At 37.8% G+C, this 17,443-nt stretch carries 18 protein-coding genes and 1 rRNA gene; 6 read left to right on the top strand and 13 right to left on the bottom strand.

What is annotated here, in order from left to right; genetic code table 11:
- Positions 1–43 precede the first annotated feature (43 nt).
- The 8 genes from H6G06_RS08940 to H6G06_RS08905 all read right to left on the bottom strand — a co-directional run bounded on the left by H6G06_RS08940 (position 44) and on the right by H6G06_RS08905 (position 3,733).
- Complete coding sequence (locus H6G06_RS08940) at positions 44–463, bottom strand: PIN domain-containing protein (protein ID WP_190559206.1); 420 nt, start codon at positions 461–463, stop codon at positions 44–46.
- 17 nt (positions 464–480) lie between these two features.
- Positions 481–696: a hypothetical protein gene (locus H6G06_RS08935; RefSeq protein ID WP_190559204.1), complete on the bottom strand. Its 216-nt coding sequence runs from the start codon at positions 694–696 to the stop codon at positions 481–483.
- 29 nt (positions 697–725) lie between these two features.
- Positions 726–884: a UPF0175 family protein gene (locus H6G06_RS27785; RefSeq protein WP_338422929.1), complete on the bottom strand. Its 159-nt coding sequence runs from the start codon at positions 882–884 to the stop codon at positions 726–728.
- Between the two features lie 107 nt (positions 885–991).
- Entirely contained in the window at positions 992–1,840 is an 849-nt protein-coding gene (locus H6G06_RS08925) for a hypothetical protein (RefSeq protein ID WP_190559202.1), read from the bottom strand.
- A 140-nt stretch (positions 1,841–1,980) separates the two neighbouring features.
- Positions 1,981–2,367 carry a hypothetical protein gene (locus H6G06_RS08920; RefSeq protein WP_190559200.1) on the bottom strand — a complete coding sequence of 129 codons (387 nt, stop codon included), beginning with the start codon at positions 2,365–2,367 and terminating at the stop codon, positions 1,981–1,983.
- 27 nt (positions 2,368–2,394) lie between these two features.
- Positions 2,395–3,042 carry a methyltransferase family protein gene (locus H6G06_RS08915; RefSeq protein WP_190559198.1) on the bottom strand — a complete coding sequence of 216 codons (648 nt, stop codon included), beginning with the start codon at positions 3,040–3,042 and terminating at the stop codon, positions 2,395–2,397.
- 80 nt (positions 3,043–3,122) lie between these two features.
- Positions 3,123–3,281 carry a YqaE/Pmp3 family membrane protein gene (locus tag H6G06_RS08910; RefSeq protein ID WP_190559196.1) on the bottom strand — a complete coding sequence of 53 codons (159 nt, stop codon included), beginning with the start codon at positions 3,279–3,281 and terminating at the stop codon, positions 3,123–3,125.
- A gap of 95 nt (positions 3,282–3,376) precedes the next feature.
- A complete protein-coding gene (locus H6G06_RS08905; RefSeq protein WP_190559194.1) occupies positions 3,377–3,733 on the bottom strand; it encodes a translation initiation factor in 357 nt (118 codons plus the stop codon).
- A gap of 281 nt (positions 3,734–4,014) precedes the next feature.
- On the opposite strand from H6G06_RS08905, the gene H6G06_RS08900 reads away from it, so the two are divergent.
- The gene (locus H6G06_RS08900) at positions 4,015–4,707 is read left to right on the top strand and encodes a HupE/UreJ family protein (RefSeq protein ID WP_190559192.1); all 693 of its coding nucleotides are present in this window, start codon (positions 4,015–4,017) and stop codon (positions 4,705–4,707) included.
- Between the two features lie 279 nt (positions 4,708–4,986).
- The gene (locus tag H6G06_RS08895; RefSeq protein ID WP_190559190.1) at positions 4,987–5,346 is read left to right on the top strand and encodes a hypothetical protein; all 360 of its coding nucleotides are present in this window, start codon (positions 4,987–4,989) and stop codon (positions 5,344–5,346) included.
- Positions 5,347–5,355: 9 nt separating this feature from the next.
- Here H6G06_RS08895 and surE read toward each other — a convergent pair whose 3' ends face one another.
- Complete coding sequence (gene surE, locus H6G06_RS08890) at positions 5,356–6,036, bottom strand: 5'/3'-nucleotidase SurE (protein WP_190559188.1); 681 nt, start codon at positions 6,034–6,036, stop codon at positions 5,356–5,358.
- 109 nt (positions 6,037–6,145) lie between these two features.
- Here surE and psb32 point away from each other — a divergent pair, with 109 nt between their 5' ends.
- On the top strand, positions 6,146–6,877 hold the full coding sequence (psb32, locus tag H6G06_RS08885; RefSeq protein ID WP_190559186.1) for a photosystem II repair protein Psb32: 732 nt from the start codon (positions 6,146–6,148) through the stop codon (positions 6,875–6,877).
- Positions 6,878–7,065: 188 nt separating this feature from the next.
- Here psb32 and H6G06_RS08880 read toward each other — a convergent pair whose 3' ends face one another.
- The 3 genes from H6G06_RS08880 to H6G06_RS08870 form a co-directional block, all read right to left on the bottom strand.
- Entirely contained in the window at positions 7,066–7,449 is a 384-nt protein-coding gene (locus H6G06_RS08880) for a DUF4346 domain-containing protein (protein WP_190559184.1), read from the bottom strand.
- Positions 7,450–7,805: 356 nt separating this feature from the next.
- Entirely contained in the window at positions 7,806–8,987 is a 1,182-nt protein-coding gene (locus H6G06_RS08875) for a GNAT family N-acetyltransferase (RefSeq protein WP_190559183.1), read from the bottom strand.
- Between the two features lie 24 nt (positions 8,988–9,011).
- Entirely contained in the window at positions 9,012–9,719 is a 708-nt protein-coding gene (locus H6G06_RS08870; RefSeq protein ID WP_190559181.1) for a RibD family protein, read from the bottom strand.
- A 220-nt stretch (positions 9,720–9,939) separates the two neighbouring features.
- Between H6G06_RS08870 and H6G06_RS08865 the strand changes: the two genes are divergently transcribed.
- Together H6G06_RS08865 and H6G06_RS08860 are read left to right on the top strand one after the other, a co-directional pair.
- Positions 9,940–11,964 (top strand): sensor histidine kinase, encoded by a 2,025-nt coding sequence (locus H6G06_RS08865; protein ID WP_190559179.1) that lies wholly within the window; start codon positions 9,940–9,942, stop codon positions 11,962–11,964.
- A gap of 732 nt (positions 11,965–12,696) precedes the next feature.
- Positions 12,697–15,804: a substrate-binding domain-containing protein gene (locus H6G06_RS08860; protein ID WP_190559177.1), complete on the top strand. Its 3,108-nt coding sequence runs from the start codon at positions 12,697–12,699 to the stop codon at positions 15,802–15,804.
- 164 nt (positions 15,805–15,968) lie between these two features.
- Here H6G06_RS08860 and nadC read toward each other — a convergent pair whose 3' ends face one another.
- Positions 15,969–16,835 (bottom strand): carboxylating nicotinate-nucleotide diphosphorylase, encoded by an 867-nt coding sequence (nadC, locus tag H6G06_RS08855; protein ID WP_190559175.1) that lies wholly within the window; start codon positions 16,833–16,835, stop codon positions 15,969–15,971.
- 531 nt (positions 16,836–17,366) lie between these two features.
- On the opposite strand from nadC, the gene H6G06_RS08850 reads away from it, so the two are divergent.
- A 16S ribosomal RNA gene (locus H6G06_RS08850) occupies positions 17,367–17,443 on the top strand; the annotation flags it as partial.

Genomic DNA, 17,443 nt, shown 5'->3' with positions numbered 1-17,443 from the left:
GTTTTGACCTGTTACCTATTATCAGGTAATCAATCACAAATTTTCATTCTCGCCAATTATCTATTATTAAAGGATAACCTAATGCTTGAATTTTCTGATAATGTTTAGTATTACCTGTCACCAAAATTAAATTATTTTGGATAGCGATAGAAGCTATTAATACATCTGCTAATCCTATTGGTTGTCCAGTGCTTTCTAAATCAGCATGAATTAGCCCTGAAATTTCTGCACTTTTTTGGTCTAAATGCAGAATTTCGATTTGAGATAAATCTACTAAAAATTCTTGAATGCGATCATTACGATTTAATTTTCTCCATCCCTTGATAATTTCGGAAACAGTAATTACAGAAATTATATAATGTTTCCATATTGCTCTATATGCAATAGCATTAGCATTTATTTTAGGATTTTTACCTTTACGGATTTCTGAAGTAATATCTGTATCAATTAAAGATTTTCTCACAACTCAATTATTGTTGATTAACTTCTATGGTGTAAAATATCTTCAACCATTTTATCTACTAATTCAGCATCATTAGACCATTCACCAATAAATGAATTATTGATAAGTTCTGGTTTAGTTAATTGCTCAATCATTGCTTTGATTAAATCGGCAACTTCGCAATGATGTGTTTTTGTCAATTGTTCTATTTTGTTAAAAGTTTCTTGATCAAGTTCAATTTCTATTTTTTGCATGATTCAGTTATTTTTATTTGATATATTTATTATATTATAGCAGAGTTTTTTAAATCAACGTCTAAATCAGTTTCATCATAATGAATATTAATGTTTCTTATAGCTAATTCATTTTGAAATTGTAGTAAAGGCATTTTAGCCAGTTGGGATGCTTTACCGATACTAATTTTATTTATTTGAAATAAGATAATAATCAGTTATAAAACAAATTCTTTTTCTGATAATCCATTTGCTTGGACAATATCTGCGGAAATGATTAAGCTCATTTTAGAGCTATTTATCGTTATTAAATTGGTCAAAATATTGGAAATATTGGCAAGGCTATAAAGCAATTACCAAGATTAATCATATCATCAGGATCTATATTTTGATACAAGATTTTTTCTTGTTGAATGCCTTGTTTTCTAGGAAAAGCATTAGCATATATTTTAAATTCAGATTCTGCGGCAATACACGTCTGTATTGAACCACCTATGGTATTAAATTTTTCTTCTTCTATAAGACTTTCTATTACTTCTTTAGGAGAATACCACCATAAAAACTCGTTTTCAACGTATTCTGCTCTTTTGTTCTCGATAAGTTGACGTATTTCTTTCTTTTTATCGCCAAGTATGAGTAAATGGTTATCATCTAATGTATTTTCTTCTGTAACTACAATATCTAATGGATTATCTTTGTCTTTTTGATATAAATGAATTATTTTAAATTCAGAGCTAACTTGACAAAAACCAAATATTGCCAGTTCACAAATTGCACCTGTACGATTAATTACTCCAACTTCACGAATCATGCGTTTAAGCAAAGTTGCAGCAAGATTAGCAATATCCAATATTGAAGGAAATGCACCTTCATTACTAGAACAATTTTGAAGCAGATAAACTAAAGTTGCGTAAAGGTTAAGTCCTATTAAACTACTTCCAGCATACTCCATTCCTATAGTATGCTCAAAATATGCTTTGTCTTCAAAACTCATAATATTTCTACATTTTATGTACAAAGGAAATAGCTTTGCTCCAGAATCTAGGAGTATTGAATAATCATTACTACTCGAAGATGTATTGCTTCTTGATATACGAGTATCTGAAACTGCCCATATTTTATTTACACCTCTGTCTTTGTTTAACCAACATACTACTGTAGTCATTTCTTAGCTCCTGACAACTTATTTTAAGTAACTATAATTTTAAGTAACTATATTTTATTTTGTAACTAAAATATCCATCATAATTTGTTGAGCAAATAGGTAATCAGTTTTCACCAATTACCTATTATCAATCAATTTCCTTAATCTCCCGTAGCCATCAGCAACCGATTCAAAATCACTTTACCACTAGGACTAATTACCTCTACCCGAATACAACTCGGATCACTTGGTCGCCAACTTACTTGATATTTTGTGCCATTATTATTCCAAGTATAAACTTGACGGTCATTAGTTCCTGAAGCAACAGCACCAGACAGGCTTATATAAGCACTACTATTAAGTTTTTCGCCATAGTAATAATAAACATTATTATTAAATGACAAACTTACTCTCCATTCTTTATCAGCAAATGTTCCTTTTGGATAATTGTATTTTGCTGCTAGTACAGGTTGGGTCATAGCAAAATCAATAATTGCAGGTGTAGAAATACCTAAAAAAGCTGCCAACGTCATAGCTTTGTAGTTCATAAAACTCTCTCTTTGGTGAAGGTGAAGTTATATAGTTTTTTCTGCTTGAAGATTACTGGATATCCATAATTTAGGAAACAGCAACCCAGAACATTCTTTATATTCCTCAAACTCAGGATAGCGAGATAGAGATTTATCTTTCTTGAGCATATTGGGAACAAATATCATAGCTATGAATAACCCCAAAATTAAGAAAGGTAGCCAATGCTGAGTTAACATAGCAAATGCCAGATAAATCAAAACTTCTCCCAAATAATTAGTATTACGGCATCTAGCAAAAAAACCTTCTGTAATTAGTCCAGTTTTGTACTTGAGTGTATAATATTTCTGGGCATCACTGGTAAAATGTAAAAACACACCCACAATATTCAAAGAAATAGCCGCAGCTACTAATGGTAAAGGTGGAACATTACCACTACTAATAAGAATAAATGGTGCTACCCAATATAAGCCAAGTAAAAAAAAGGTAATAATTCCTTGAAAAGCAGAAATTTCTTGTTCCCATTGTTTATCTGGGAAAATTCTATCTTTTGTTAACCAAAGAAAACCGTAAGTACCATGAAGGGCAAGATAAACCCAAGCTCCAATAGTAAAATTCTGGTATAGCACCATTAGTCCTAAGACTATAACAAAAGTTAGACCTTTATGAAAATTAATGGGATACTTTACTTTCATGTTCTGGTTCTTTTTTTTGTTTTTTAAGTTAGAAAAATAAATAGAGAGATAGGAAAATACCACCTACCTCTCTGCAATAATTATTTCTTGGCAATTATCCAAACCGCGTGGATAATACCTGGAATATAACCGAACAAAGTCAAGACAATATTAATCCAAAAGTCTAGCCCAAAACCTACCTGCAAAAATACTCCTAAAGGTGGCAGAAAAACCGCGCATAAAATCCGTACTAAATCCATTTCAGCCTCCTGTTAATATTCCACATCTCTACAATTAACATCACTGTCGAGCCATAAGATTCCTGAAATCATCAAGATACGGTAAACCGCACTTATTAACCACCGCTGATTTTGGCTTTGTAACCCAATTTAACCAAAATCTCTAAAATTTTCTGTTTATGATCTCCTTGAATTTCAATTTCGTTATCTTTCACAGTTCCCCCTGTACCACATTGGGTTTTTAACTGTTTCAACAAAGTAGCTAATGTTTCTGGTTTGGTTTGAAACCCAGTTATTACGGTTACGGTTTTCCCCTTCCTTCCTGCGCGAGTAGCTTGTACTCTCACATTTTGTTGATTTGGGGGTAGTTCTTGAGTTGGACGTTCTACAGCCCGTTCTAAGGCAGGTGAGCTACCGTTACCAAATTCTTGGTAAACAAAGCGTTTGTCAGATTTGGGATTAGAAGATGACATAAAATTTAATTCAGGAAAAATAACCGTTTGCAAAAGTAGTCAAAGCTACCGAAAGCTACTGAGTTGAAGGACTCATATTGACTCTGTTCTGTAATTTTAGCCAATCAGTGACTGCTACTTAAGCAATGTTTGACGATAAGACGCTTAATTGCATTATTAAATCAATCATATCTCCCATCATCTGTAACCATAATTCTAATAAATCTATGTGATTATGTTAATTTTTTTAAGGATTAGAGTAATATAAATTACCGGAAAGTTTAATTTGATCTATAATTATTATGTTCAAAATTGCATTCTCAACACCTGCTGATTCCGGGAAATCCCCAATATCTAAACAGCATCGTCTTATGGGAGCGATCGCTGCTTTAGTCTTAATAAGTCTGCTGACTTCATCAGGTGGCTCCCCAATTCAGCATACCATTTCTAACTGTTGGGAAGGGTTTATTTGGGGCATTGCAGATCCAGTCATAGACTTAAATCGATTAGCTGGCATAATTGCCATCGGTTTACTCTCTGCCAGGTTTATACGTGGTGCTTGGATAGGTTTATCTTTTGTATTAGCTGCATTTTGTGGACAAGTAATTCATTTGTGTCAGCTAAATTTCCCTGGTGCAGAAATAGCGATGCCTACGGCGAGCGCAGCTATCGCCATCTGCACTATGGTATTTGGTGTAATTTTATTCCTACCTACGCAAATCGGCTGGTTAGCTTGCACCATACTAAGTGTCATAGCTGGCTTATTTCACGGTTATGCTAATAGTCAAGCAATTATGGGTGCAGAAATGCTCACCGTAGCTGCATATCTCATTGGTGTAATCTTGACTCAAACAGCAATTGTCTTGTCTGCTAGAGAAATCGGCACAATTATCAAAAATCAAGCAAGTAACCAGGTATTAACTAAAACAATTCATTGGATTGGGTTAACTTTTTGTGCAATTGGTATTGTATTTCTGGCTAATGCAGTAATCTAAGATCATGAAAATATCTTGAGGGTAGTTTGGCAATTTTAATTATTACTAGGTTGGTAATTGTCGTTAAAGAAAATTAACATAATTCTGCACAATTACCTACTTAGTATTATTTTTTCAAACTCCCAAATGCTCCTGAATTTAAGGTCAATATTGCTACCAGAAGCCCACTAATTACAGAATCTACCAATTCTTAATCAAGTAGCATTGCTACATATGGCATTTTTATTTGATTATGAAATTTCACTTAACACAATTTAATGCTGATTATGAAATTATTTGATGAATATTAACCATATTACTATGATGATTTCTCAAAATTGGGGCGCTCAAGAAATGATTTCAGCAGGAATAGAAGCTAAAATAAATCGATTAGAATCTATTGTTGAGCAAATTGGTGAAGCTGTACTTTCTACTACCGAGACTATTGAACGTCTAGCTCAAAGAGTAGATGCTCTCAGTGTGCAAGTAGAGGCTCAGGGAAAACAGGTACAGCAGCAGGGGTATCAAATTTTTGCCTTGTGTGATGCTGTACAGAGCCTAACGGAAACTCAGAAAGATTCACTACAAGAAATCAATCAACTAACAAAAACTGTAGATAAAATCGTGTTTTTGCTGCAAAGTGCAGACGAAGAAACATGAAGTTTTAAGTCAAACCTTTAACTGAGTAATTGCAATATTGCCAGAAAAACATATATCTACATCACTGCCGGGAGTGCGATCGCGTTTACCATATTCACCGACATAATAAAAATTATCACCTTCTATTCGATAATTCACAGGTAAAGGTTTGGTACAAGGTTGACAAAAAACAACCTCAGGATTTGCATCTTCCGGTAGTAGATGGGGTAAATTTACATTCCAAAAGCTACCAGTTTCTAAAGGACGTTCCAGTAAATCTGCTAATATTTCTGATGTCCATTTAGCTGCTAACTCCCAATCATAATTGAGCTTGCCTTTGCGATAGTGAGAAATAGCAATTCCCGGAATGCCGTGCATCGCAGCTTCTCTAACAGCCGCAACAGTCCCGGAAATGTACGCATCCACTCCCAAATTACCACCAGCATTAATACCTGAAAGCACAAACTTGACATCTTTGCAAATTTGTGTTATTGCAATTCTTACACAATCGGCAGGAGTTCCAGAAATAGCATATTCAAACTCAGAACGACGTTGGAGTTGAAGGGGTTGAGTGGTCGTAACTTGATGTCCACAACCAGACTGATGTGCTTGTGGTGCAGCGATAATCACATTTTTGTCGTTTACCGCTTTCACTAAGGCTTGAATACCTGGCGCGTCGATACCGTCGTCATTAGTTAAGATTATTGTCATTATTGTTAAGTAAATTTTCGCTCAAACTGCCAATTATTATCCCCAAATAAGATGCTTTTGACATAGCTTCTGTAGTATTTTGATTGCAGAGTGTCTTAGGATTCATTTTATGAAACAGCTACTCAAGCAATTATTTAGTAGTCACACATACCTAACCCGTCTTATTTTACCTGTATTGGTGATGATGATGGCTATTTCTGTCTTTGCCACACCAGCTTTCGCTACAGGTGTATATCAAATACCCAACCTGACAGCAGACACCTGGGTTGTAGATGAAGGTGATGTTCTTAGCCGTTTTAATGAAAGTCAAATTAGCGGTGCTTTCAAAGACTTGGCTAAGGAAACGGGCAACGAAGTCAGAATCGTAACTATTCACCGTCTTGACTATGGGGAAACACCGGAAAGTTTCGCCAAAGGACTATTTGCAAAATGGTTTCCCACACCAGAAGCCCAAGCTAATCAAACTCTTTTGGTTATTGATACTGTCACCAATGGCGCAACTATTATCAGCGGGGATCAAGTTAAATCTCTATTGACTGATGAAATAGCTAATAGTGTTACTGAAGAAACACTGGGTGCAGCATTACGCGATAGTAATAAATATAACCAAGGATTTTTGGACGTGAGCGATCGCCTAGTTGCTGTCATCTCCGGTAAACCCGATCCCGGTCCACCTGAAGAAAAACAAACCATACAGGTAGAAGGCACATTTACCAAAGCTGAAGACACCAACAAAGATAATGCTACCGCTTGGGTAGTCGGATTGTTAATTGCTGCCACTGTCATCCCCATGGCAACTTACTACATCTATCAAATCAATCAGCCTTCAAATGAGGCGTAGGTAATTGGGGATTGGTAATAGACCTCTCCGGAAATATGGTAGAGACGTTCCGCCGGAACGTCTCTACAAGGGTTTCAAACCACGCACATTTAATTACCGGAGATGTCTAATTGGTAATTGGTGATTGTTTATTGGTAAAATTTACAACTATTCCCAGTCCCCAGTCCCCAGTCCCCAAGACCCAATCCCTAATCCTGCACGTACTCCTTCTCCATAACTAAAGCAACTTCAGCCCGAACAAATTCCCGCCCCAAATAAGCAGCATGATCTAAAAAACTAACAGGACAAGGTTGAGTTTCTTCAAAAATCTTCACACACAATTCTTTAGCTGTTCGGCCGCTAAATACCGTTGTCTGAGTTCTTTCCACCTTACCCCGTGCGGGAATCACCTTACCGGTTTCGGGATCTACAGCCAAACCACGTTCATCAATCACATTTGTAAAATGCTTGGCATAAATTAACCGTTCATGCAGGTCTAGGTAAATAATGAAATAACCAGCGGGATCAAGGTCAATATGACGCTGAGAAAGTTTATTATCAATTGTCGTTAAATCATCAACTATTAAATCCATACCCATTCTAAAAAGAGAAATTATCCCAACAGTTTTTTGATATTACAACTTAAGTGTAATTCTTACAGCAGTTTTCATCTATTTAGTCCCCAATCTCAGTTAATGTAAGTAAGTGGGCGTTAAAAATTGTCGTTATGACAAGGGAACAGGGAACAGGGAACAGGGAACAGAGAAGAGGTTTTGGGATATTTTACTTTTCGTTACATATGTCGGTTTTTTCTGTTCACCTACTTATTTCTTCCTTTGTGCCTTTTCTCCTACCCTGCGGGATCTCCTGACAGAGATTGCGCCTTGGCGCGAAACTTTCATTAAAGTGAGGCTCATTTACCTGAAAATGGCGGTAAACTACCTTTTTTTTACCCATTATCTTTACTAAAAGGTAACTCTGCATTAATCGCGTTCATTTCCTCCTCTTCCATTTGATTCACCTCTAGGATATAAGGACGCAAGATTTGTCCTAAACGATTATTGTAAAATCGGTGTAGACTGTGATTAGGTTTAGCGGGAAAACCTCGCCGTTTCTTGTGTCTTCCCCCCGCACCGGGATCAAAAGTTTGGATACCGTGAGCGATCGCCCATTCAATCGGTGCATAATAGCAAGCATCAAAATGTAAGCAGTCTATTTCTTGAAAACTACCCCAATAGCGTCCATATAGCTTGTCATCCTTAAATAAACAAAACGACATTCCCAGCGGTTGACGCTGATCTTCCTCATGATAAGCAGCAAAAAATACCACCCGATGACGATAATTATGGTATAAACTTTCAAAAAATCTCTTTGTTAGATACTTACTACCCCACCACCCAAACTTATCGCAAGTATCAGCATAAAAGTCATACATCAACGGAAACAGCGACTTAGGAATTTCCTCACCAGTCAGCGGTTGCAGTCGTAACCCAGCCTTTTCTACAGTCTTACGTTCCCGCTTAATATTCCGTCTTTGATTAGCATTGAATAATCCCAAATAATCATCAAAAGTTTGAAAATCAGTATTTTCCCAAATATAGCTATGGTGTAACCAACTCGTAAAACCGTGTCTTTCCAACACAGGTCGCCATTGGGGATCAACATAGAGAAAATGACAGCCAGAAATACCATGTTTGAGGCAAAAAGCATCAATCTCATGCACCATCATCGCTGTAATTTCTTCCTCATCTTCCCCAGCAGCAATTAAAAACCGATAGCCTTCAGCCGGGGTAAATGGCGACATTCCCAACATTTTTGGATAATACTCTACCCCAATCCGAGAAGCTAAATCTGCCCACTGATGATCAAAGACAAATTCGCCCTGACTATGCCCTTTAAGATAAAGTGGGGCAGCAGCAATTAATGTTCTATCTCGCCACAGCGTCAAGTGATTTGGCAACCAACCAGCATTTGCTGTAGCACTGTGGGAAGTTTCCATATTATTCAGCCAGTCCCATTCTAGAAATGGGGTTTTCAGCGGCATAGCCAAAGCATCCCAGGCTGTTTGAGGAACTTCGGCCAGTTTATGAGTCCAAACGACAGAATAGTTAGGTTTGAGTTGTTTTACCATCGTGTGGCTTTGAATATCTACTTGTCAACTAGCGTAATCCATACCAACAGATCGTTGCAGCCGATAGTGCAGAAATACTTCCTGTTCAACTGTGTGAACTTCTAGCAGTTGTAGCTTGGGCGCGAAATTCGATAAAAATCCTTCTCCCTCTACTGGTGTGGGTGCAGCAGTACCACCCAAAATCAAAGGACAAATAGTAAGCCAGAATTCATCTATTAAATCTGATTCCAGTAAAGAAGCAACTAATTCACCACCACCTAACACAGCTAGACGTTTTATCTCTAGACTTCCTAAGTGTTGCCAAACAGCACGAGTATCAATGTTTCCTGTTGGTGTTTCCATAACCAAAATTTGTTCAAATTCTGAACGTCCTTGCCAAAAATTAGACCCTTTTGTAGTGGTAAGCAACCAGCGTTTAACAGGTTGTTGAAAGAATTTAATATCCGGATTCAGGTTTCCAGAACTCGAAAGCACTATATGAACCGGCTGGAGAGATTTATTTTCTGTTTTTCTCTGTTGCAGCAATATTGGATGTGATACGGTAAGTGTTGTACCGTAGGCACGGAGAGTACCCGCACCAAATAAAACGGCATCAGAGGCAGCGATTTGTTTTTCCAGGTGCGCTTTATCAGCCCCTGAGCCAAACCGAGCAGGCGATCGCACTAAATCAGCTATCTTGCCATCTGCACTCATGGCCAAAACTACTGTGGTATGAGGACGATGTTGCACCATGTTTTATCAATTTCACCTCTGGATTAATATGCCACACCAATCATTACTACATCTACCATCTCAGAATTCTGGTATATATAGTTTATTTTTACACAATTACAATTTGATACTTTTAACAAGTTACAATCAAATTTTCATGATTTTATAAAATGTCTCATTTATCCCATCTAATTGCATATCTTGATTCTTGTGGTTTGCAGAATACGAAGTGAGACACTCGATGGCTAAGTCCCGTCAATCCTCCTTTAGACGAATTTTAGTAACCAGAATATTGCTGGTATTTGTCCCCGTATTATTAATTGGGGAAATGGTAGCACTTAATAAGGCACGTTCTAGCCTCTTGAATACTGCTCGGCACAATTTAACAGACAGTGCTATCAATAAAGGTGAAAAAATCACTGATGCGATCGCCACACTGAAAACGAATTTACTCAGTGCTAGTAACACCAAAGCAATTCAGTCTGGTTCAGCAACTAAAGCTGAAAAATTTATCACCCAACTAGCACAACAACTACCCAATAAAATTGATTGCATTCAACTCAAACATCTCCAAAAAAACAATCAAAAGAATCAGATTATTGCTAGTAGTTGCGGCAATGAAAATATTGCCGAACAACCATTATCATTTACCGATGATGAAATTAAAATTACAGCAATTTCATCACCCAAACCAGGAATGACTGGTAAACGTAATCCAAAAAATCAACTGCAACTACTGTTATCAGCACCAGTCTATAATCAACGAGGAAATTTAGCTTACGCCTTAATTATCAAAACCACATTGCACCGACAAATTGAAAATAAGCAAGGCTCATTAATAGGTGCTTTGGTAGTCATTGGCGAAGATGGTACTATTTTGGCTCATCCATCCCTTGAAACAGTAGGAACTAACATTAAAAATTACGCAGATGCTCAACAATTACAAAGCGTAATTAAAAATGCTCTTCAGGGAAATAATGATTCCATAAATTTTAATTTTAGTGACGGTAAAGAATCAGTTGCAGGCTATACAGCAATCCCTAATCCCATCACACAACAGCAACAACAGAAATGGATTATCTTAGCTGTCGCCAGCGTAAAAGATGCACTGCTTGGTTTAGATGAAATCAAACTCATCCTGATCGCCTTAACAGTGGGTTTAATTGGTGCGAGTTTGTTAGCATCTTTATACTTAGCACCCTACTTAGCGGGCCCTGTAGAAGAACTCAGAGACTACGCTTTAAATATTCATAGTCACCATGCTGCACAACCCATCCCCCGCAACTTTAAAATCCGTGAATTTAATCAACTAGCTCAAGCACTAGATCAAATGGTTGAACGACTCAAAGCATGGGCAGAAGAACTAGAAATAGCTTGGAAAGAAGCCAAATCAGCCAACACCGTTAAAAGTCAGTTTTTAGCCACAACTTCCCATGAATTGAGAAACCCACTCAATATTATTATTAACTGTGTGCGTTTAGTTAGAGATGGTTTGTGTGATGATCGGGAAGAAGAATTAGAATTTCTCCAACGAGCCGACGAAACAGCAATTCACTTGTTAGGTATTATTAATGATTTACTCGATATTTCTAAAATTGAAGCAGGTAAACTTTCGGTAATAATTACTCCCCTGGAACTGCGTCAATTATTATTAGAAGTTATTAACTTACAATCAGTGAATGTGCAACAAAAGGGACTGCAATTAAAATGTGAACTAGGTAATGAACTCATCCCCATTAAAGCAGATGAGGTAAAACTCAAGCAAGTCCTAATTAATATTATTGGTAATGCTACTAAATTCACCGATCAAGGTAGCATCATCATCAGTACCAAGATTCAGCAGCACAATGACAAATCTCACGTTATAGTCTCAGTTCAAGATACAGGTATAGGCATTGATCCTACCCAGCAGCATAAACTATTCCGCCCCTTTGTCATGGTAGATGGAACCACCACACGCAAGTTTGAAGGTACTGGACTGGGATTGGCAATTTCCCGCAACTTAATTGAACTGATGGGGGGAAAAATTACCCTTGAGAGTTTAGGTTTGCACCAAGGTACTACAGTGAAAATTATATTACCTTTGATTGATATATCTTTATTATCCGCCTCAGAGAAAAAAGAAGATTTAGCAAATAATGAACGCACTTATACTAATGAAGCCAAAAGCAGGACTTATCCTACCTTGCAGCAAGAGCAACTTGCGGAAATTGACAATTCTCTACAAGTAAATATAAATCCAGAAAATCATATACCAGCAAGATAGATAGACTCTCGCAACAAAGGAGTTTTTATCAGCAAAATGCTGAAGACACCAAAGTAAACTCTCAGGATTTTTGATATATTACCAAGCACTTTTAAAACACAAGACTTAAGCAAAATATCTCTGAAACCCTCTTTTCTTTCACCTACCAGTAACTATGGACACGCCAGACAAGCTATCACGAATCAATCAAGTTTGTTAGAAAGGCTCTAAAACTAAAGTATGTAACGAAAAGTAAGTTGCCCAAAAACCTCTTCCCTTCAGGACTTTTGCTTTGTCATAACGACAATTTTTAATGCCCACCTAGTTATATGGATATGTAAATATTGCTAACAATATTAAATATTCAATAATTATTACTAAACCAATGCTAGTATATTGCGTATAGATAATCATGTTAGTAACCCAGATAGAACAGAGAATAATTTACACAACAAGTAGAAACCACACCCAAAAATTAGTACACAATATTTGTCAATATAATTGGGGAATTGAATTCATGAAAGCCTTTTTTATCCTCGGTTTCAGGAGTAATGAGAAATAATTTAAAAAAACTTAGTAAAAAAATATTACTGTTATACTAGCTCAGTAACAAAGCAGTATAGATTCATTGAAGTAAATGAAATTACTGCGGATAAACATAACAGGGATGTATAATTAGCCCGTCTCCTCTAGAAAAATAACATCTTGAGAACTGGCCTGCTTAACTATTTCTTTTACCTTGGTAAGGGGCGTATGTGGAAACAAGAGAAAAATGATGGTGTAATCGTTCATCTGGCCTTATCACTGGCTTTGGCTACCACCCCACTGGCAGCCAACCTTTTGGTATCAGTGCCTGTACTAGCAGAATTAAAATCTGAGGTTTTCACTTTCCCACCACCGCAAACAGTGGAGCGTGGAACTAAAGTACGGATTGATGGTTCCATGAGTTTGGTAATGATCAACCAAAGCCTGAAAGATAGCTTTGAGAAACAGTTTGCTGGTACACAGGTAGAAATTGGGGTTAATGGTACTGATGCGGCACTCAAAGCTTTGCTAGATGGCGAAATTGATATAGCAGCGATCGCTCGTGTACTAACCCCAGAAGAAAAATCCCAAGGTTTAGAGCAAGTTCGCTTAGGCAGAGAAAAAATTGCCATTATTGTTGGTGCAAACAATCCTTTCCAGGGCAGTTTGACTGGTGAACAATTTGCCAAGATTTTTCGGGGTGAAATTACTGATTGGTCAGAACTAGGAGGTTCATCTGGTAAAATCCGGTTAATTGATCGCCCCCCAACCAGCGACACTCGTAATTCTTTTCGCGATTATCCACTTTTTAAATCAGCTGAATTCTCGACTGGTGCTAACGCCACTCAAGTAGCTGAAGATAAAACAGCCCAAATTATTAAAAAATTAGGCACAGACGGCATCAGCTATGTCATAGCTAATCAGGTATCAAAGCTGGCAGATGTGCGAATTATCAAAATCCAGGGAATTACACCAGATAATTCCAAATATCCCTTTTCTCAGCCTTTAGTTTACGTTTACAAACAAAATCCTAGCCCAGCAGTAGCTAGTTTTCTTGGTTTTACCACCGCACCTGTAGGACAGAAAGCCATAGAAGCAGCTAGAGATGCGGAAGCATCGGCGATCGCTGCCAGTGCCTTGCAGAGTTTTACTCCAGAGACTAAACCTGTAACTACTGCTGCATCCTCTGACACTCCAGTTGTAGCGACTGCTGTACAATCAGAAACTTTACCTACTGCAAATAGTTCCGGTAATCAGCAATTTGTAAATCCTTTTGAAGAGAGAAATACAGCATTTTTGACTGTCTTGTCTTTATTGCCAATTGTTGGTTTAGGAGGCTTTTTGGCCTGGTGGTTAAAGAGAAAACAGCAATCGGCAGATGAAAAAATAGCTCCCTTGGAAACATCAACTGCCAGCGCATCAATTCCAGAAACAATACTAACAATACCCGACCAATACAGCATTACTCCCCCTGTTAAAAGCTCTACACTCACTAACGGCACATCTCACTCGAATCAAAACGCAACCTCAACCATATCCAATAGCGAAAAAAATCTCACTTTAACTGAAACAGAAACCTCACCTGGCAGTTTAAAATCAGTAACTGCAAAATCTACAAACACAGCAACGGAAGTTGCAAATTATCTTGATATTGCTACTCAAACAATTTCCCTCGATTGTGGCGAAGTGGTATGGGATACAGAAGCGCCTGTAGCGGTTGTTAATACTCCCTATCCCTCAGTTCCAAACATTCCAGAAATAGCATTCAATAATAATTTAGAACTACCAACAGATGAATTAACCACTTCCCTGTCAGAATTACTAGATGAACCAGCAGAGTCATCTGCTCAAAATTCCACCACTTTCCTGTCAGAATTATTAGATGAACCAGCAGAGTCATCTGCTCAAAATTCCACCACTTCTCTGTCAGAATTATTAGATGAACCAGCAGAGTCATCTGCTCAAAATTCCACCACTTCTCTGTCAGAATTATTAGATGATCTAGCAGAGTCATCTACTCAAAATTCCACCACTTCTCTGTCAGAATTATTAGATGATCTAGCAGAGTCATCTACTCAAAATTCCACCACTTCTCTGTCAGAATTATTAGATAATCTAGCAGAGTCATCTGCTCAAAATTCTACCACTTCTCTGTCAGAATTATTAGATGAACCAGTAGAGTCATCTGCTCAAAATTCTACCGCTTTCCTGTCAGAATTATTAGATGAACCAGTAGAGTCATCTGCTCAAAATTCTACCGCTTTCCTGTCAGAATTATTAGATGAACTAGTAGAGTCATCTGCTCAAAATTCCACAACTTTCCTGTCAGAATTACTCGGTGTGCTGGTAACTTCAGCCGATGCTGAGTCCAACACTTCACTGTTAAAATCACCGACTGTTTCTACAGCGAATTCTCATCAAGAATCCATGACTTCGCTCTCAGAATTACTGGGCTTGACACCAGAAGAAGAAGGATTAGACGTAGAAGTGGTGACAGATGAAGGAAAAAATTCACTAACTGATTTATCAAATGAGCCAGAAGAAATTTTCAATACCTTAGCAGATGAGGCTGAACTCACGGCTGATTTAGCAGAAGAATTATCTCTAAACTTGCCTATTCCCTATCATCTTCCAGAAGCAACAATTAATCATGCAGAATTGGAGATAGACGCAGAGACAGAAAACATAACTATTGATAGCATTCCAGAAGATTTCTCATTAAAGTCAAAGGCGCAAACCCACACCACACAAGTTGTTAGTTGGTCCGATATGAGTGGAGACAGCAGTATTGTCTTCACACCTCGCACTCCCAAGTGGGCTTATGTTTCTTGGTATGTTTCTGAGACTCATAAAGAAGCAGTACGAAAAATTGGAGGCACTACTTTGGCAGTGCGACTATATGATGCCACTGATATTGATCTTAGTTATCAAATTCCCCAGGTAGTGCAGCAGTATGAATGTGAGGAAATAATATGCGATTGTTATATCGCTATTCCCACAAGCAATCGTGACTACATAACTGAAATTGGTTATATCACTAATAATAATAGTTGGTTGTGTATAGCTCGTTCTGGTAAAGTTCGTATCTTCAATCGTCCTGGTACAGACTTCTGGTTTGTAGCAGATACCGAGTTAGTTATTCATGGTTCAACAGAACCAGGTGCAACCGTGACTATTGGTGATCATAGGATTAAACTCGAATCTGATGGTACTTTCCATTTGCGTGTTCCCTTCTCAGATAGATTATTTAACTATCTTATGACAGCCACTGCTGCTGATGGAGAACATAGTATAACTATACTGAAGAAATTTTTTCAGGAAAGTTCAGAAAATTAAAATCGACATCATAAGTAATTATTAAATATGTTGATTTTAAGGAGTGATTATTTCTCCCCTAATCACTCCTATACTTCTCATCTAGACTTTAAAAGTCTCTCACCACCCGCAGCGTAGCCTCCGAGAGGAGATTGGGAATTTTTAACTTAATTAGGCTGCATTGCTCAAATCATTCTCATACTCAAATCTAACCACCTCGACTGAGTAATCGGCGCACTACTAGAAATATAATCAACACCTGTTTGTGCTACTGCGCGAATAGTTTCTAAAGTTACATTCCCTGAAGCTTCAATCTTTACCCGACTATCCTGTTTACGAATTAACTGCACCGCCTCAGTCATCATTGTTAAAGGCATATTATCCAACATAATAATGTCAATTTCATACTTTAAAGCTTCTTGAACCTGTTCTAAACTTTCTGTTTCCACTTCAATAGTTAGAGGATAAGGAATCTGGGTACGAATACGGGTAACGGCTTCTCTAATACCTCCAGCCGCTGCAATATGATTATCCTTAATCATTACCGCATCATCTAACCCCATACGGTGATTAATTGCACCACCTACAGCAGAGGCGTACTTTTCCAAGATTCTCAAACCTGGTGTAGTTTTGCGCGTATCCACAAACTTTGCAGGTAGATCTGCTATTTTCTCTATATATATGTTACTGAGAGTAGCGATTCCACTTAATCGCATCGCCAAATTTAGCGCCACCCTTTCTCCCATGAGTAGCGCATCCAGTGAACCGTTAATTTCCGCCACCACTTGTCCCGGTTCACACTTTGCACCTTCATAGGTGGTAGGTACAAAGCTCACTTGATCATTCAACAGATGAAACACCCTAGCCGCAATCGGTAAACCAGCAATTATTCCTGGTGCTTTTGCTACCCACTTAGCTTGTCCTATAGTTGCATTTTTGTCTAAAAGAGATTGAGTAGTGCGATCACCTCTACCAATATCCTCCATTAACCAAGTTTGCAGTAATTGATCCAGCACCAAAAACGGTGGGAGTACAGCCAAGCAACTTTTCATCTGAATTTTTCACCTCTGGAATTGAGTTCAAATTGTTCTAGGTCTACTCAACCCTATCAACAAAGGACGGAGCAAAGGCAAGATTCAGCCCGATGCTTTAGTAGAGATATTTTGGCGTAACTTCAGCCGTGATAATTACGAAATGCTGATTGGTAAATCTAAACTGCTGTGTTTACTTCAATGGTTTTTGCCCCAAGTCGCGGAAAAAATCATTCGTCTTGGCTTATAGGTCTGTCTCGATTCGTGTCCAGATACTTGTCTCAATCCACCAAACCCTTACTCGATAAGGATTTTAACTGATTAGATAACAATTTCCCAAAAAAGATGGAAAAAGTAGTTGACATTCCAAAAGAGGTTCGCTATATTGAATAAGTGCCGGAGAGAGAACGCCGCAAAGCGAACTCGGAAGGACACCGAACCTTGAAAATATTATAGTTTGAAAGACAGTATACAACAAGTACCTGCGTCAAGAAAAGATAATTACCAGGACTGAGGTAGAAATCAGTCAAAGAATAGAGCTACAAACAAACCAAAACGGAGAGTTTGATCCTGGCTCAGGATGAACGCTGGCGGTATGCTTAACACATGCAAGTCGAACGGGATGCTTA

The sequence above is a fragment of the Anabaena sphaerica FACHB-251 genome (genome assembly GCF_014696825.1).
Taxonomy (GTDB): domain Bacteria; phylum Cyanobacteriota; class Cyanobacteriia; order Cyanobacteriales; family Nostocaceae; genus RDYJ01.
This window is presented reverse-complemented; position numbering and strand designations above follow the sequence as displayed.

Excerpts from the sequence above, each read along its gene's own strand:
- surE (WP_190559188.1), bottom strand. The coding sequence starts at position 6,036 with ATGACAATAATCTTAACTAATGACGACGGTATCGACGCGCCAGGTATT.
- nadC (WP_190559175.1), bottom strand. The coding sequence starts at position 16,835 with ATGAAAAGTTGCTTGGCTGTACTCCCACCGTTTTTGGTGCTGGATCAA.
- H6G06_RS08920 (WP_190559200.1), bottom strand. The coding sequence starts at position 2,367 with ATGAACTACAAAGCTATGACGTTGGCAGCTTTTTTAGGTATTTCTACA.
- H6G06_RS08910 (WP_190559196.1), bottom strand. The coding sequence starts at position 3,281 with ATGGATTTAGTACGGATTTTATGCGCGGTTTTTCTGCCACCTTTAGGA.
- H6G06_RS08880 (WP_190559184.1), bottom strand. The coding sequence starts at position 7,449 with ATGGATTTAATAGTTGATGATTTAACGACAATTGATAATAAACTTTCT.
- psb32 (WP_190559186.1), top strand. The coding sequence starts at position 6,146 with ATGAAACAGCTACTCAAGCAATTATTTAGTAGTCACACATACCTAACC.
- H6G06_RS08905 (WP_190559194.1), bottom strand. The coding sequence starts at position 3,733 with ATGTCATCTTCTAATCCCAAATCTGACAAACGCTTTGTTTACCAAGAA.
- H6G06_RS08865 (WP_190559179.1), top strand. The coding sequence starts at position 9,940 with ATGGCTAAGTCCCGTCAATCCTCCTTTAGACGAATTTTAGTAACCAGA.
- H6G06_RS08860 (WP_190559177.1), top strand. The coding sequence starts at position 12,697 with ATGTGGAAACAAGAGAAAAATGATGGTGTAATCGTTCATCTGGCCTTA.
- H6G06_RS08935 (WP_190559204.1), bottom strand. The coding sequence starts at position 696 with ATGCAAAAAATAGAAATTGAACTTGATCAAGAAACTTTTAACAAAATA.
- H6G06_RS08915 (WP_190559198.1), bottom strand. The coding sequence starts at position 3,042 with ATGAAAGTAAAGTATCCCATTAATTTTCATAAAGGTCTAACTTTTGTT.
- H6G06_RS08875 (WP_190559183.1), bottom strand. The coding sequence starts at position 8,987 with ATGGTAAAACAACTCAAACCTAACTATTCTGTCGTTTGGACTCATAAA.
- H6G06_RS08900 (WP_190559192.1), top strand. The coding sequence starts at position 4,015 with ATGTTCAAAATTGCATTCTCAACACCTGCTGATTCCGGGAAATCCCCA.
- H6G06_RS08925 (WP_190559202.1), bottom strand. The coding sequence starts at position 1,840 with ATGACTACAGTAGTATGTTGGTTAAACAAAGACAGAGGTGTAAATAAA.
- H6G06_RS08895 (WP_190559190.1), top strand. The coding sequence starts at position 4,987 with ATGAATATTAACCATATTACTATGATGATTTCTCAAAATTGGGGCGCT.
- H6G06_RS08870 (WP_190559181.1), bottom strand. The coding sequence starts at position 9,719 with ATGGTGCAACATCGTCCTCATACCACAGTAGTTTTGGCCATGAGTGCA.